The sequence below is a fragment of the Abyssibacter sp. genome, from assembly GCF_964229365.1.
In the GTDB taxonomy this organism is placed as follows: domain Bacteria; phylum Pseudomonadota; class Gammaproteobacteria; order Nevskiales; family OUC007; genus Abyssibacter.
Map to the genome: position 1 here is coordinate 60,251 of NZ_CAXRDQ010000063.1, position 14,196 is coordinate 74,446.

Annotated in this window: 15 protein-coding genes and 1 other RNA gene; 3 read left to right on the plus strand and 13 right to left on the minus strand. The window is 64.2% G+C overall.

Annotated elements, in window-relative coordinates; all coding sequences use genetic code 11:
• The 4 genes from rsmH to rsmI form a co-directional block, all read right to left on the minus strand.
• Complete coding sequence (gene rsmH, locus ACE1EY_RS10295; protein WP_370300130.1) at nucleotides 1-966, minus strand: 16S rRNA (cytosine(1402)-N(4))-methyltransferase RsmH; 966 nt, start codon at nucleotides 964-966, stop codon at nucleotides 1-3.
• A gap of 1 nt (nucleotide 967) precedes the next feature.
• Nucleotides 968-1,423 carry a division/cell wall cluster transcriptional repressor MraZ gene (gene mraZ / locus ACE1EY_RS10300; RefSeq protein ID WP_291513382.1) on the minus strand — a complete coding sequence of 152 codons (456 nt, stop codon included), beginning with the start codon at nucleotides 1,421-1,423 and terminating at the stop codon, nucleotides 968-970.
• Nucleotides 1,424-1,760: 337 nt separating this feature from the next.
• Nucleotides 1,761-2,116: RNase P RNA component class A (gene rnpB, locus ACE1EY_RS10305), an RNA gene on the minus strand.
• 46 nt (nucleotides 2,117-2,162) lie between these two features.
• Complete coding sequence (rsmI, locus tag ACE1EY_RS10310; protein ID WP_291513381.1) at nucleotides 2,163-3,050, minus strand: 16S rRNA (cytidine(1402)-2'-O)-methyltransferase; 888 nt, start codon at nucleotides 3,048-3,050, stop codon at nucleotides 2,163-2,165.
• Here rsmI and ACE1EY_RS10315 point away from each other — a divergent pair.
• Genes ACE1EY_RS10315 through ACE1EY_RS10325 form a run of 3 tightly spaced genes read left to right on the plus strand, consistent with a single transcriptional unit; the run spans nucleotide 3,049 to nucleotide 6,672 of the window.
• Complete coding sequence (locus ACE1EY_RS10315; RefSeq protein ID WP_291513380.1) at nucleotides 3,049-4,899, plus strand: penicillin-binding protein activator; 1,851 nt, start codon at nucleotides 3,049-3,051, stop codon at nucleotides 4,897-4,899. The two genes, rsmI and ACE1EY_RS10315, sit on opposite strands and share 2 nt — an antisense overlap.
• A complete protein-coding gene (locus tag ACE1EY_RS10320; protein WP_291513379.1) occupies nucleotides 4,896-5,261 on the plus strand; it encodes a YraN family protein in 366 nt (121 codons plus the stop codon). The genes ACE1EY_RS10315 and ACE1EY_RS10320 overlap by 4 nt, the downstream gene beginning before the upstream one ends.
• The gene (locus ACE1EY_RS10325; protein ID WP_291513378.1) at nucleotides 5,251-6,672 is read left to right on the plus strand and encodes an FAD-linked oxidase C-terminal domain-containing protein; all 1,422 of its coding nucleotides are present in this window, start codon (nucleotides 5,251-5,253) and stop codon (nucleotides 6,670-6,672) included. Before ACE1EY_RS10320 ends, ACE1EY_RS10325 begins: the two co-directional genes overlap by 11 nt.
• A gap of 55 nt (nucleotides 6,673-6,727) precedes the next feature.
• Here the strand turns inward: ACE1EY_RS10325 and ACE1EY_RS10330 are convergent, their stop codons facing one another.
• The 9 genes from ACE1EY_RS10330 to ACE1EY_RS10370 all read right to left on the minus strand — a co-directional run bounded on the left by ACE1EY_RS10330 (nucleotide 6,728) and on the right by ACE1EY_RS10370 (nucleotide 14,095).
• Nucleotides 6,728-7,153 carry a ClpXP protease specificity-enhancing factor gene (locus ACE1EY_RS10330; protein WP_291513377.1) on the minus strand — a complete coding sequence of 142 codons (426 nt, stop codon included), beginning with the start codon at nucleotides 7,151-7,153 and terminating at the stop codon, nucleotides 6,728-6,730.
• 30 nt (nucleotides 7,154-7,183) lie between these two features.
• On the minus strand, nucleotides 7,184-7,828 hold the full coding sequence (locus tag ACE1EY_RS10335; RefSeq protein ID WP_291513376.1) for a glutathione binding-like protein: 645 nt from the start codon (nucleotides 7,826-7,828) through the stop codon (nucleotides 7,184-7,186).
• Between the two features lie 9 nt (nucleotides 7,829-7,837).
• Complete coding sequence (locus ACE1EY_RS10340; protein ID WP_291513375.1) at nucleotides 7,838-8,617, minus strand: cytochrome c1; 780 nt, start codon at nucleotides 8,615-8,617, stop codon at nucleotides 7,838-7,840.
• On the minus strand, nucleotides 8,607-9,851 hold the full coding sequence (locus ACE1EY_RS10345) for a cytochrome bc complex cytochrome b subunit (RefSeq protein WP_291513374.1): 1,245 nt from the start codon (nucleotides 9,849-9,851) through the stop codon (nucleotides 8,607-8,609). The genes ACE1EY_RS10340 and ACE1EY_RS10345 overlap by 11 nt, the downstream gene beginning before the upstream one ends.
• 1 nt (nucleotide 9,852) lies before the next feature.
• The gene (petA, locus tag ACE1EY_RS10350; protein ID WP_370300134.1) at nucleotides 9,853-10,446 is read right to left on the minus strand and encodes a ubiquinol-cytochrome c reductase iron-sulfur subunit; all 594 of its coding nucleotides are present in this window, start codon (nucleotides 10,444-10,446) and stop codon (nucleotides 9,853-9,855) included.
• A 207-nt stretch (nucleotides 10,447-10,653) separates the two neighbouring features.
• Complete coding sequence (hisD, locus tag ACE1EY_RS10355) at nucleotides 10,654-11,961, minus strand: histidinol dehydrogenase (RefSeq protein ID WP_291513372.1); 1,308 nt, start codon at nucleotides 11,959-11,961, stop codon at nucleotides 10,654-10,656.
• The gene (gene hisG / locus ACE1EY_RS10360; RefSeq protein ID WP_291513371.1) at nucleotides 11,954-12,583 is read right to left on the minus strand and encodes an ATP phosphoribosyltransferase; all 630 of its coding nucleotides are present in this window, start codon (nucleotides 12,581-12,583) and stop codon (nucleotides 11,954-11,956) included. The genes hisD and hisG overlap by 8 nt, the downstream gene beginning before the upstream one ends.
• Before the next feature lie 22 nt (nucleotides 12,584-12,605).
• A complete protein-coding gene (murA, locus tag ACE1EY_RS10365; protein ID WP_291513370.1) occupies nucleotides 12,606-13,862 on the minus strand; it encodes a UDP-N-acetylglucosamine 1-carboxyvinyltransferase in 1,257 nt (418 codons plus the stop codon).
• An 11-nt stretch (nucleotides 13,863-13,873) separates the two neighbouring features.
• Entirely contained in the window at nucleotides 13,874-14,095 is a 222-nt protein-coding gene (locus ACE1EY_RS10370) for a BolA/IbaG family iron-sulfur metabolism protein (RefSeq protein WP_291513369.1), read from the minus strand.
• Nucleotides 14,096-14,196: the final 101 nt, after the last annotated feature.

Consider the following 14,196-nt stretch of genomic DNA (forward strand, 5'->3'; position numbering starts at 1 on the left):
TCACCTCCGCCGGCGGCGTTCAGCCGCTCGCAGGGTGGCGCTGCGCGCACGGGGATTGCTCGCCACTTCGTCCGGGCCGGGACGCAGCTTGCGCACGACCAGATCCAGCTCGGCGGGCGGGCGTGGCGCAGCCGGGACCGGCGGCAGCGGCGGCTCGGCGTAATGGCGCATGAAGCGCTTGACGATGCGGTCTTCCAGCGAATGAAAGGTGATCACTGCCAGGCGCCCGCCATCGGCGAGCACGTCCATGCTCTGCGCCAGACCTTGCTCCAGCGCATCCAGCTCGCGATTGATGTGCATGCGAACGGCCTGAAAGCTGCGCGTCGCCGGATGCGATGCGCCGGGCTTGCGTCGCACGATGCCGTCAATCAACCGTGCCAAGTCTGCAGTTGTCAGGAGCGGCGACTCATCGCGCACGCGGACGATGGCCGCAGCGATGCGGCGAGATTGCCGTTCTTCGCCGTAGCGCCACAGCACATCGGCGATCTCGCGGGCATCCGCACGTGCCAGCCACTGCGCCGCGGTCTCACCGGCAGTGGAATCCATACGCATGTCCAGAGGCCCTTCGCGCATGAAGCTGAATCCACGCTCCGCATTGTCGAGCTGGGGCGAAGAGACACCCAGATCCAGCAACAGACCATCGACGGCGCCGGTCAGCCCGGCATCCGCGACCCACTCGCCCAGAGTCTCGAAACCGCCGTGAACCAGCTGCAGACGCGGATCACCCCGGAACCGCAGCCAGCCCGCCTGGCAGGCCGCCTGATCCTTGTCGAAGGCGATGACACGACCGCCAGGCCCCAACCGCTCCAGCAGGCCCGCGGTATGACCGCCACGGCCAAAGGTGCCGTCGATGTAGCAGCCATCCGGACGCAGCGCCAAGGCATCCAGCGCAGCGTCGTATAGCACCGAAATGTGCCGTTCGGCCGCCATCAGTAAACCGTCGATTCGTTGCGTCGAGACCGCCATGTCACAGACTCACCTCGGCCAATGCCGCGTCGAGCTCCTCTGCCGACACTCGTTCGGGGGCCATGGCTTCGCGATAAAGCGGCTCCGACCAGATTTCGAGCTTGTTGATCTGACCCACGATGGCGATGCGCTGTTCCAGCCGGGCCTCGCTGCGCAACTCGGGCGGCAGCAGCATGCGGCCCTGCTTGTCCAGCTCGATGTCCTTGGCGTGGCCGACAATGCGGCGGCGCAGGAATTCGAACGGCTTGGTCGAGGGCAGTGCCTTGAGCTGCGCCTGCACCGAATCCCATTCCGGCAATGGATACAAGACAAGCAGCCTGTCGTCCGGCTTGGCCGGCAACGTGATCTTGAGACGCGCGCCGCACAGCTCGGACAGGGGCTGGCGATAACGTGCCGGCAAGGCCACGCGCCCCTTTGTGTCCATTGTCAGCAGGTCTGTCCCGCTGAAGCTGATCATTGCGTTGCCCTCGTCCCGGTAACCGGGAGGAATTGCTAACCCACAATTCCCCACTTCAAACCATTGGCGGGACTATAGGAGCCACCGCATAGCCCGTCAAGGTGAAATATTGGTTAATAAGCTGTGGGAAACCACAGCTAAAACAGGGGTTTAGGGCATAGCCCTCATCCAAGCCGAGCGGGGAGACATGGACAACAAAACAACGACTTAAGGGCGCATTCTAAAGTGAATACACAGCGTTTTGAGACGCATTTTGCCTGCGCGGGTGGTGAAAGGTGGGGAATTTTTCCGACAAGCGGTCCCCCAGTGGGGGAAGGTGTCGTTTCAAAGGCAGAAAGAACGGAGTCGGCCGATAAGCCGGGTTCTGTCGAGGGCAATCATTCATCTGGGATCCGCGTCGCCACGGACCTCAAGCAGCCTACCCGGGAACAGCGCGGGCCACGCCTATGGTTCCCCTATTTGGCCTTGCTCCGGGTGGGGTTTACCGTGCCGCTTCCGTTGCCGGTTGCGCGGTGCGCTCTTACCGCACCGTTTCACCCTTACCTGTGCACCACCGAAGTGGGCCATCGGCGGTTTGTTTTCTGTTGCACTGGCCGTCGGCTCACGCCGCCCAGGCGTTACCTGGCACCCTGCCCTATGGAGCCCGGACTTTCCTCCACACATGAAACGTGCAGCGATTGCCTGGCCGACTCCGGCGCGCATGGTACCGGAAACCGGCAAGAAACCCTGATATCGCCGCTCAATCCGGCGATTGATCCTGCTTGAGCTCCAGGGCACGCTGGTAGAGAGCATTTCGCGGCTGTCCGGAAACGTCGGCAGCGACGCGTGCGGCCTGTTTCGTCGGCAGACTGGCCAGCAAGAGCATCAGCAGCCGGTCAACGTCCACCGTGGACTCGACCGCGGCCAGGGGACATCCGCCGACAACCAGCACCATCTCTCCGCGTATCGCCTCGGGATGGGCCTCGGTCCAATCCAACAAATCCGCCAAGGTCGCGCCTACGAATTGCTCGAAGCGCTTGGTGAGTTCGCGCGCCAGCCAAGCCGGACGGTCAGCACCGAACCGAGCGGCCATGTCGCCAAGGGTCGCCACGATTCGATGCGGCGCCTCGAAAAACACCAGCGTACGTTGCTCATTCCGCAGCGCATCGAGCGCCTGACCGCGGGCGCCGCTCTTGGCAGGCAGAAACCCCTCGAAGGCAAAACGGTCGGTCGGAAGCCCGGTGGCGCACAAGGCCGTCAGAATGGCGCTGGGTCCGGGGACCGGAACCACTTGCACCCCCTGCGCCCGCGCGGCGCGCACCAGACGGAAGCCCGGATCACTCACCAAGGGCGTGCCAGCGTCGGAGATCAACGCAATCGCATCGCCTTGCAGCAGACGGTCGACGAGGCCAGCGACCTGCTCCCGCTCGTTGTGGTCATGCAAGGCGCGCATCGGCACTTTCGAACCGATATGCGCCAGTAGGCGCTGGCTGGTGCGGGTGTCCTCGGCGCAGATCAGGCTCACGCCCGACAGCACCGCGCCCGCTCGCGGGGACAAATCCCCCAGATGGCCGATCGGCGTAGCGACCACGTACAGCCGACCGGGCTCGACGGCGAAATCTTCGGGCACTGGGTACACTTCGCACATGAATCTGCGCGCACCTTACCCGATTTGCCTGGCGGCTCTCGCCGGGTTGTTGTTGGCGGCTTGTTCGACGACACCCGTTCCGCCGACGACGCCGACTGTCAACGCACCCACGACCCCGATTGAGGTTCCAGCGGCGGAACGGGCCTCCCGCTTGATGCAGCAGGCATCCGGCGCGGTCGAGCCCCGCAGCAGCGAGCTTCGACTACAGGCCGCCGAGCAGTACATAAAAGCGCAGGACATCAACGCCGCGGTGCGCGCGCTCACCGGCGTGAACGAGCAGGCGCTATCGGCAGACCAACGCGTGTTGCCGGCTATCCTGCGCGCGGAGATGGCCTTGCAGCAGGGGCACCCACTGCCGGCGCTCAACGTGCTGCCGCCGCCGGCCCCGGGCTACCGGCCGGAGTACAACGATCGCATCCAGTCCGCCTACGCGGAGGGCTTGTTCCAGATCGGAGACCTGCCCTACGCGGTGGAAGCGCTGGTGCAGCGCGAGGCCTACCTGACCAACCGTGAGGACATCGCCCGCAATCGCGCCGCGCTATGGGACCGGCTGATGCAGGCACCGCTCGCCCCCAGCATGTTCGAACGGGCTCGGGCGCTGGATTCGACCACCCAGGGCTGGCTGGAACTGGCGCGGCTCGCGCGGTCCGTCTGGGCTGATCCCGATGCTCGCCGCGCTGCGGCCGCAGACTGGCGTCAAACCTTCTTCGGACACCCCGCCGCCGACCAGTATCTTGCCGAGGCCCTGGGCCGTGCGGCCGAGAGCGCAACCCCACCCGCGCGTGTTGCTCTGCTGCTACCGCAGACCGGCCCGTTCGCAGTTCCCGGCCAGGCCGTGCGGGATGGCTTCATGACCGCATGGATGCTCGGCGGCGGCTTTGGCGAGGTTCATGTCTTCGACACCGGCGATGGCGATGTGTACGCAGTGTTGCAGGCCGCACTCGCAATTTCGCCGGATATCATCGTAGGACCGCTACGCAAGGAGGCCGTGGACACGGTCGCCAGCGCCTCCACCAACGGCATCCCGGTGCTGGCGCTCAACCAGGGAACCGACTCGGCGCGCGCGATCGGCCGCAAGTATCAGTTCGCGCTCAGCCCGGAAGAAGAAGCCCGCCAGATCGCCGACAAGGCCTACGACCTCGGGCTCAAGCGCGTGATCGCCCTAGTGCCGGAATCCGATTGGGGTGCGCGTTCGATGTTTGCCATGAGCGAACGCCTGCAAGCGCGTGGCGGCACGGTGCTCGCGTCACGGACCTATGACCCGGATGCGCGCGACTTCTCCGGCCCGATTCGCGACCTGTTGCAGCTGGATTCCAGTCGCGACCGCCATCGCGAAGTCGCGCGAGCCCTGGGCACACGTCCGCACTTCCAGCCGCGGCGCCGCAACGATGTGGACTTCGTGTTTCTGGCGGCGCCGGCTGAGACCGCGCGCCTGATCAAGCCTCAACTGCGCTTTCACTTCGCCAGTGATCTACCGGTGATCGCGACGTCACAGGTTTATGACGGCCAGGCGGACACCCAGCGCAACGCAGACCTGGAGGGCATTCTCTATCCCGAGATGCCTTGGGTACTGGATGAATCCGGCTCCATCGCAGACATCCGCGAACAGATCAACGACCTGTGGCCCAGCACGCATGCGCGCTTTCCCCGGCTCTACGCGTTCGGCTTCGATGCCTATCGCCTGCTGCCCGTCCTTGCTAACGACGGCATTGCGTCGGGGCCGCTGATCGATTCGGCCACCGGGCAGCTGTACGTCCGTCCCGATGGCACCGTCGGGCACCGGCTACAATGGGCGAAATTCGACCGCGGGGCACCGGTTCCTCTGGACGCCGGTGACGAGATCCCTTGATCGGCCGTCTTCGCCGCGGCGCCGTAGCGGAATCCCGCGCCGAGCACTGGCTGAGCCAACAAGGCCTCAAACCCCACGACCGCAATGTGCGATGCAGGCTAGGCGAGATCGACCTGATCATGCGTGACGGTGCAACCATGGTCATGGTCGAGGTCCGACAGCGCGCAAACGACGCCTATGGCGGCGCAGCGGCGTCGGTCACCGTGCACAAGCAGCGCCGACTGATCGCCGCCACCCGATGGTGGCTTAGCCGACATCCGCAATTTTCCGCGTCCCCCATCCGATTCGATGTGATCGCAATCGACGGTGACGCAGCCCACAACCCGATTCAATGGATTAAAGGTGCGTTCGATGCCGAATGACCCAACGACCGCCGCGCCCCCAGCGTCGCTGCCCTCCGCGTTCGAGGAGGCCTGCAGCCGTGCGCTACCGCCCCGGCGTTTTTCTACCGACCCGGCCGACTGCCTGCCCTACGGTTCCGACAATAGCCGCCGCACCATGCTGCCGCAGGCCATTGCGATTCCCGACACGGCAGAAGAGGTTCAAGCGATTGTCAAAGCCTGCGCAGAGCACCGCATACCGCTGACGACGCGGGGGCGCGCAACCAACACCGTCGGCGGCACCGTGCCCGTCAAGCATGGGCTGGTCCTGTCGCTGGAGCGCATGAACCGGCTGATCCGCATGGCACCGGACGATCGCTACGCCGAAGTTGAACCGGGCATGCTCAATGCCGAATTGCAGTCGATCGCCGGCGAGCACGGTTTTTTCTGGCCGCCGGATCCGACCAGCGCGGCCTACTGCTCCATCGGCGGCAATCTGGGCTGCAATGCCTCGGGTCCGCGGGCCGTGAAATACGGAACCTGCCGGGAAAACACGCTGGGCATCACTGCGGTTGATGGTCAGGGTCGGCTGCTCAAGACCGGGGTTTACACGACCAAGGGCGTGGTCGGCTACGACCTGACGCGCTTGCTGGTGGGCTCCGAGGGCACGCTGGGCATCATCACCTCAGCCGTGCTCAAGCTCACCCCAGTACCCGCCAGCAAGGCGACGGTGCGGGCCATCTACGACAGCATCGAAGGGTCGGCCCGCGCGATTGCACGGGTCATGGCGCAGCCCGAGACGCCCTGCGCGCTAGAATTCATCGACCGCAACGCCATCGCCGCCATACGGGCCGGTGCGCGCGGCACCCAGGTCGACCTGCCGGCCAATGCCGCAGCCATGCTGATGATCGAGGTCGATGGTAGCCGGGAGTCACTGAGCTCGGCGATCAGCGCCGTTTCCGACGCCGCCAGTGGCGACGGCCTGGTCGAGCTGCGCCAAGCCACTGATGCCGGTGAGATTGCCGCCCTCTGGGCCACCCGCAAGGCCTTGTCGCCGGCGTTGCGTCACATTGCGTCCAAGAAGATCAATGAAGACGTCGTGGTCCCGGTGTCCAGACTGCCCGAGTTGATCGCCGGCCTAGATGCGCTGGCGGAAAAACACCAGGTTCACATTGTCAATTTCGGCCATGCCGGCAACGGCAACATGCACACCAACCTGCTGGGCGAACCCGAGGACATGGAGCGCATGCATCGCTGCCTGGATGACGTGTTCGATCTGGTGCTGAGCCTGGACGGCACGCTGTCCGGCGAACACGGTGTCGGCATCGAGAAACGGCCGTTTATTGACCGCGAAATACCGGCCGCCAGCCTGGACGTTATGGCGGAGTTGAAACGGGTGTTCGACCCCCACGGCATCCTGAACCCCGGCAAGCTGCTACCTGACCGAATCTAACAACACGCGGGCGCCCAGGCTGCGACGGGAGCGGTGACACGACCCGTCGCCGTATTCACTTGACGACTTTCAGGTGGCCACGCCGGGTGCCCTTGGTGCTCGGGTCGTCGCCAGGGTCGGGGGTTTCAGGCGGTTCGGGCGGTTGGCCGTCGGGCGGCGGCTCGCCATCGTCCAGACCCTGAAGCATCATCCCTTCTCCGTTCTCGCGGGCGTAGATGGCCAGCACAGCCTGAACGGGCACCCAAACGATCATCGCGCGCCCACTGAAGCGGGCCTCGAAAGAAATTCCGTCGTTCTCCAGGCTCAGCGCTCGCACCGCCGAAGGGCTGACGTTGAGCACAATCTTGCCATCCTGCGCATACCCGGACGGTACCTGGACACCCTCGATCGCGATGTCCACCAACAGGTGGGGCGAGAATTCATTATCGACGAGCCAGTCGTACATGGCCCGGATCAGATAAGGGCGCCGGGAGGTCGTCACGGCAGCAACCAGCAGGCGGCTAGCACGCAGCTAACCCTGGAACCCTTCTTCGATCTCGGTGAGACTGGCCTTGAAAGCCGGACGCGCGAACAACCGCTGCGCGTACTCGCTCAGATTCTCGGCCGAGGCCGGCATCTTCACGCCCAGCGTATTGAGCCGCCACAGGACAGGTGCCATGGCGCAGTCGACCAGACTCATGTCGGAGCCGAGGAAGTACTTGCGCCGCCCCATGCTGGTCGCCAAGCCGGTGAGACCGGAGATCAAGGTCTTGCGCGCTGCACGGACCTTCGCTGCCGAGCCATTCTCGATGATGTCCACCATCTTGTAGAACTCGCCGCGGATCTCCTCGATCGCCTGCCGCGCGGCCGCACGCTCTGCGGGGTCGATGGGCATTAACGGCGGATGGGGGAACCGCTCATCGATGTACTCGATGATCGTGCGCACATCGGTCAGGACCAGCTGCCGGTCGATCAGCACTGGCAGTTCGCTGGCCGTATCGACCTTCAAATGCACCAGGTCTTCGTTGTCGTCGCCCGGCCGCAAGAACTCGATGTTCACGTTCGCGAGATTCTTCTCGCGAACAACCACGCGGACCAGATGCGACAACAGTCCAGCCGGTCGGGAAAAAATCGTCAGATACGCGCGACGACTCGCTAGCACGGCACTATCGCTCATGAGCAGGCCTCAATGTACATCCTTCCAGAACTCCCGCTTCAACAACCAGGAGAGGATGAACAGCACGATCAGATACGCAATGACCTTGAAGCCCAGAGCCTGACGGTCCCGCTTGCCGGGTTCGGCCGCATAGGTCAAAAAATTGGTGATATCGCCGACGGCGGCGCGGAACTCAGCCTGCTCCAGCGTGCCCGGCTCAACCTCGACGAAGGCAGGCTCATGACCACCGCCATGGCCGCCTGAGGACTCGCCATGTGACGCGTCACCGCCATGGTGTTCGTCCATCGCCTTCCAGCCTTCGAGCTCGGCGAGCACGTTCGGCATGGACGCGCCCGGCAGGACGACGTTGTTCACGCCCATTGGGCGGGATTCGTCCAGGTAGAAGGTCAGCAGGTAGCTGTAGATCCAACTCGGGCCGCGCGACCGCGCGGTCAGGCTGAGATCCGGCGGCGCCTGACCGAACCAGACCGAGGCCGGCTCGGAGGGCATCGCCGTGTTGATGTGCTCACCCGGCTTGGCGCCGGTGAAGATCAGGTTGTCCGTGAGCAGATCCTCCGGAATCTCCAGATCTTCAGCCATGCGGTTGTAACGCAGGTACTGCAGCCCGTGGCAACCGGAGCAATAGTTCATGAACAGCTTGGCACCACGCTGCAGCGAGGCTTCGTTGCCCAGTTCCGGCGTGTAGCTGTACGGCAGTGCGCCACCACCAGCGGCGAACAGGGGCGCCGACACCAGCAGTGCGACGACGGCAGCAATGCGAGAGATCATCGACTTCATGTCAGTGCGCATCCGTGACTCGTTCCGGAACGGGCTTGGTGGAGTCCAGCTTGGAAATAATGGGAAGACCCAGGAAGAAGGCGAAATAGATCACCGTGCCAATCCGCGCGAGCAGAATCTTGGACTCGGTCGTCGGCTCCGTCCCCAGCCAGAACAGCATGATCACAGCCACCGTGAAGATCGCCAGTGCGATCTTGAAGATCGGCCCCTTGTAGCGAATCGACTTGACCGGACTGCGGTCCAGCCAGGGCATGAAGAACAGGATCAGCACGGCGCCGCCCATGATGATCACGCCGCCCAGCTTCGATGGCACCGCCCGCAACATCGCGTAGAAGTGGGCGAAATACCACACCGGTGCGATGTGATCCGGTGTCACCGCCGGATTCGCCTCTTCGAAGTTCGGCGCCTCAATGAAGTAGCCGCCACCCTCAGGCATGAAGAACAACACGACCGAGAACAGGATCAGGAAGAACACCGATCCCATGATGTCCTTGACCGTGTAATACGGATGGAACGGAATGCCGTCTTTCGGGATGCCGTTCTCGTCCTTGACCTTCTTGATCTCGACGCCATCGGGGTTGTTGGAACCCACCTCATGCAGCGCCATCAGATGCGCCACCACCAGGCCGACCAGCACGAAGGGCAGTGCCACCACGTGCAGGGAGAACAGGCGATTGAGCGTCGCGTCCGAAGGAACGTAGTCGCCCTGGATCCAAACCACCAGATCGGGCCCAATGACCGGAATCGCGCCGAACAGCGAGATGATCACCTGCGCGCCCCAGTAGGACATCTGCCCCCAGGGCAGCACGTAACCCATGAACGCCTCGGCCATCAGGCAGACATAGATCAGGCAGCCGAAGATCCAGATCAACTCGCGCGGCTTGCGGTACGAGCCGTAGAGCATGCCGCGGAACATATGCAGGTAGACGACGATGAAGAACGCCGACGCGCCGGTAGAGTGCATGTAGCGGATGATGTCGCCCCAGGGGACATCCCGCATGATGTACTCGACGCTGCCGAAAGCCAGATCGGCATCCGGCTTGTAGTGCATCGCCAGGAAGATCCCGGTCAGCAGCTGGTTGACCAGCACCAGCATCGCCAGCGAGCCGAAGAAGTACCAGAAGTTGAAGTTCTTCGGAGCGTAGTACTCCGATACGTGATCCTTCCACATCTTGGTGAGCGGGAAGCGATCATCGATCCAGCCCAGAAAGCCGGTCGTCTTATGGGGGTTTGCCTGGATGCCCATGTTACGCGGCCTCCGTGTCTTCGCCGATGACAATCACTGCCTCGGACTCGTAGCGATGCGGCGGCACTTCCATGTTCAGCGGTGCAGGCACGCCCTTGTAGACGCGGCCGGCGAGGTCGAACTTGGAACCGTGACAGGGGCAGAAGAACCCGCCCATCCATTCGCCCGGCACGTCAGCCGCTTCCGGCTCGGGGCGGTACAGCGGCGAGCAGCCCAGATGCGTGCAACGACCGACCATGACCAGCAATTCCGGCTTGATCGAACGGGTTTCGCCGTCGACGTAATCCGGCTGCTGCGGCTGCTTCGATTCCGGGTCGGCCAGCTGGCCTGACAGCTTGGGCAGCGTCCCCAACATCGTCGGCGTGCGCTTGACGAGCCAGACCGGACTGCCACGCCAGGTGTACGTCACCCGGGCGCCGTCTTCGACCTTGCTGACGTCCGCTTTCACCGGCGCACCAAGAGCTTTCGCCCGGGCGCTGGGCTTGAAGCTCGCTAAAAAAGGAACGGCGGCCGCCGCGGCTCCTGCGCCGCCGACCACCGAGGTTGCAAGCGTGAGGAAACGACGCTTCCCCGCGTCGACGCCCTCGTCTTTCACCTGGCTCATGCTGCCCCTAATTGATTGACAACTTGAAAAGACAAAGCTGGATTGACCACGCTATTGACGCCTGGCGGCGTGGCCCTGCACACCGAATACGGTGCGTGCACACAGGTGGTGCCGGTTCGCTCAGGCAGTGCGCGAGTATAGCACAGCGACCAACGGCTCAGCGCCGACCAAACACCTCGAATGCGCATGCCACCAGCCTCAGACGCCGCCACCGCGCCGACGCGCGGACTCCGCATGCGCGGCGAGCCCCTCCACGTCCGCAAAGTGCCCGGCCAGCGGCGCCAGCTGGACAGCGGCAGCGGGAGAAACCTTGATCAGGCTGCTGCGTTTCTGGAAGTCCTGCACGCCCAGCGGGGACGAAAATCGTGCCCCCCGCCCGGTCGGCAACACGTGATTCGGCCCGGCACAATAATCACCGAATGCTTCCGGCGTGTGCCGCCCCAGGAAGATCGCGCCGGCATGCCGAATGCTCGGCAGCAGACCGTCCGGATCAGCGACTGACAGCTCCAGATGCTCCGGCGCCAGTCGATTCGCCACCTCGGCTGCCTGCGCGAGGTTCTCGACATGAATCAGTGCGCCGCGTGCGGCCAAGGAGGCACGAATAATCGCCTCGCGCGACTGCGCTCTCGCCATCTCGTCGGCCCGCGCGCGAACCTGTGCAAGGTAGTCGGCATCCGGGCAAACGAGAACGGCCTGCGCATCCTCGTCGTGCTCCGCCTGCGAGAACAGATCGAGCACCGTCCAGTCGACGTCGGTCTGCCCATCACAGATCACCAGGATCTCCGACGGACCGGCCAGCTTGTCGATGCCCACCGCGCCGAACACATGGCGTTTGGCCGCCGTCACGTAGGCATTGCCCGGCCCGACAATCTTGTCCACCGCAGGCACGGTCTCGGTGCCATAAGCCATGGCAGCCACGGCCTGCGCGCCGCCGATGCAAAACGCGTGGTCAATGCCGACGAGATGCGCGGCGGCGAGCACCCATGGGTTGATCTGCCCGTCTGGTGTGGGCGCAACCATGACCAGCTCGCGGACACCCGCCACCCGCGCCGGCACTGCGTTCATCAGCAGCGATGACGGATAACTGGCCTTGCCACCCGGCACATAAAGACCCGCGCGATCGAGCGGGGTGATCTGCTCGCCCAGCTCGCAACCGATGTCGTCGGTGATTCGCCAGCTCGTCGCCACCTGCTGCTCGGCGAAGCGGACGAGACGTTCGTGGGTGCGGACCAGCGTGTCGCGGGCCGCTGCGTCCAGCGATTCGAAGGCCTGCGCCATCGCTTCGGGGGACAACCGGAGTTCGGCGACGCCGGCAAGGTCATCCCGACGATCAAAACGGCGCGTGTATTCCAGCACGGCGGCATCGCCACGCTCGCGAACGTCGCGGCAGATCGATTCTGCAGCCTCGCGCACGTCCGCGCGTTCCGCCGCATCGCTGGTGGCCAGCGCATCGACGCGCGACCAGAAATCGGCATCGCCGGCGGCGATGGTTTGAATATCAAGCATCCGCCGTCACCTGAGCGAGCTGGTCGATCAATCGCTGCACGGCCGCATGCTTCATCTTCATCGCGGTCTTGTTGACGATTAGCCGTGAACTGATCTCGGCCACCGGCTCCAGCGGCTCCAGACCGTTGGCGCGCAGGGTATTGCCGGTGTCAACCAGATCGACGATGCAATCGGCCAGACCCACGAGCGGCGCCAATTCCATGGAACCGTAGAGCTTGATCAGCTCGACCTGCCGGCCCTGCGCGGCGAAAAACCGACGCGTGGTCTCGACATACTTGGTGGCCACGCGCAGGCGCCGCTGCCCCACATCAAGGCAGCCGGGACGACCGGCCACCATCAAACGGCAGCGGGCGATGTTGAGATCCAGCGGCTCGTAGACAGCATCGCCGCCATGCTCCATCAATACATCCTTGCCGGCGATGCCGATATCCGCCGCACCATGCTCGACGAAGGTCGGAACATCCGAGGCGCGGATGACGATCAGCTTGGCGTCGCCGCGATGGGTCTCGAAGATCAGCTTGCGGCTGGTGTGCGGATCCTCGACCGGCTCGATACCGGCCGCGGCAAGCAGCGGCAGCGTGTCCTTGAGAATCCGCCCTTTGGAGACTGCAATCGAAAGCATGGGACTGACCCGGTGGTCTAATTCAGGAAATGCGCCGAATGATCGCACCGAGCTGGGAGAGTTTCTCCTCGATGCATTCATAGCCGCGGTCGATGTGGTAGATCCGATCAACCACGGTCTCCCCTTCCGCAGCCAGTGCGGCGATCACCAGACTCGCCGAGGCGCGCAGATCGGTGGCCATCACGGGCGCGGCGCGCAGGCGTTCGCGGCCACGGACGATGGCGGTGTGGCCCTCGATCTTGATGTCCGCGCCCATGCGCTGGAGCTCCAGTGCATGCATGAAGCGGTTCTCAAAAATCGTCTCGGTGATGGTGCCGACACCGTCGGCAATCGTGTTCAACGCGGTGAACTGGGCCTGCATATCGGTCGGAAACGCAGGGTGCGGGGCGGTGTGCACATTCACGGCCGTCGGCCTCCGACCCTGCATGTCCAGGGTGATCGTCGACGCGGTCGTATCGATCTTGGCTCCGGCTGATTCGAGCTTGAGCAGCACGGCATCCAGCAGCGTCGGATCGGTGTCGCGCACATGCACTCGCCCGCGCGAGATCGCACCGGCCACCAGAAAGGTCCCGGTCTCGATGCGATCCGGCAGCACGCGATGCTCGGCAGCATGCAGCGCCGCCACGCCACGTACACGGATGGTGCTGGTGCCCGCGCCTTCAATCTGTGCGCCCATCGCGATGAGACAACGCGCTAGATCCATGACCTCCGGCTCACGCGCGGCGTTTTCCAGCAGGGTTTCACCATCGGCCAGACAGGCCGCCATCATCAGGTTCTCGGTGCCGGTGACCGTCACCGTTTCCATGACGATCCGAGCGCCCTTGAGGCGACCGGCGCGGGCATCGATAAAGCCGGCGTCCACCTCGATCTCGGCGCCCATCGCACGCAAGCCGGCGATGTGCAGATCCACCGGACGCGAGCCGATGGCGCATCCGCCCGGCAGGGCGACACGCGCAGCACCATGACGCGCCAGTAATGGCCCCAGCACGAGTATCGACGCGCGCATGGTCTTGACCAGCTCGTAGGGCGCCTCATGCGATTCCAGATTGGCCGCGTGAACACGCACGCCATATTGATCGGTGATGGTCACGTCGGCGCCCAGACGCGCGAGCAACCGGTTGGTCGTGGTCACGTCTTCGAGATGGGGCACGTTGTGCACCATCAACGGCTCCTCCGTGAGCAGGGCCGCGCAGAGAATCGGCAACGTGGCGTTCTTGGCCCCGGAGGCGCGCACCTCGCCATCCAGCGGGCCATTGCCGGTGATCGCTAATTTGTCCATGGGGGGCCTGTTTAAGCGGGCGCGCGAGTGCGCAATTGCAGGGCGTGAATCTCGGTTCCCATGCGATCACCCAGCGCGGCGTAGACCATGCGATGACAGGCCACGACTGACTGGCCGGAGAACGACGGCGAGATCACGGTCGCCTGGAAATGCTGACCGTCGTCTCCGATGACTTCGACCTCGGCATCGGGGAGACCAGCCTCGATCAGGCTTTTGATGGTGATTGCATCCATTTGTTTGGGTATCCGGTCGTTAAGGGAAACTCTGACCTATTCCCGCCGCCAAGTTGCTGCCTGACAACAGGCTAGGCAAGGCGCGAGAAGCGAAGTTTGGT

What these genes read in the sequence shown, in the direction of transcription:
- rsmH (WP_370300130.1), bottom strand. Translation starts at nt 966, where the DNA reads ATGGCGGTCTCGACGCAACGAATCGACGGTTTACTGATGGCGGCCGAA.
- mraZ (WP_291513382.1), bottom strand. Translation starts at nt 1,423, where the DNA reads ATGATCAGCTTCAGCGGGACAGACCTGCTGACAATGGACACAAAGGGG.
- ACE1EY_RS10315 (WP_291513380.1), top strand. Translation starts at nt 3,049, where the DNA reads ATGAATCTGCGCGCACCTTACCCGATTTGCCTGGCGGCTCTCGCCGGG.
- rsmI (WP_291513381.1), bottom strand. Translation starts at nt 3,050, where the DNA reads ATGTGCGAAGTGTACCCAGTGCCCGAAGATTTCGCCGTCGAGCCCGGT.
- ACE1EY_RS10325 (WP_291513378.1), top strand. Translation starts at nt 5,251, where the DNA reads ATGCCGAATGACCCAACGACCGCCGCGCCCCCAGCGTCGCTGCCCTCC.
- ACE1EY_RS10335 (WP_291513376.1), bottom strand. Translation starts at nt 7,828, where the DNA reads ATGAGCGATAGTGCCGTGCTAGCGAGTCGTCGCGCGTATCTGACGATT.
- ACE1EY_RS10340 (WP_291513375.1), bottom strand. Translation starts at nt 8,617, where the DNA reads ATGCGCACTGACATGAAGTCGATGATCTCTCGCATTGCTGCCGTCGTC.
- ACE1EY_RS10345 (WP_291513374.1), bottom strand. Translation starts at nt 9,851, where the DNA reads ATGGGCATCCAGGCAAACCCCCATAAGACGACCGGCTTTCTGGGCTGG.
- hisD (WP_291513372.1), bottom strand. Translation starts at nt 11,961, where the DNA reads ATGCTTGATATTCAAACCATCGCCGCCGGCGATGCCGATTTCTGGTCG.
- hisG (WP_291513371.1), bottom strand. Translation starts at nt 12,583, where the DNA reads ATGCTTTCGATTGCAGTCTCCAAAGGGCGGATTCTCAAGGACACGCTG.
- murA (WP_291513370.1), bottom strand. Translation starts at nt 13,862, where the DNA reads ATGGACAAATTAGCGATCACCGGCAATGGCCCGCTGGATGGCGAGGTG.
- ACE1EY_RS10370 (WP_291513369.1), bottom strand. Translation starts at nt 14,095, where the DNA reads ATGGATGCAATCACCATCAAAAGCCTGATCGAGGCTGGTCTCCCCGAT.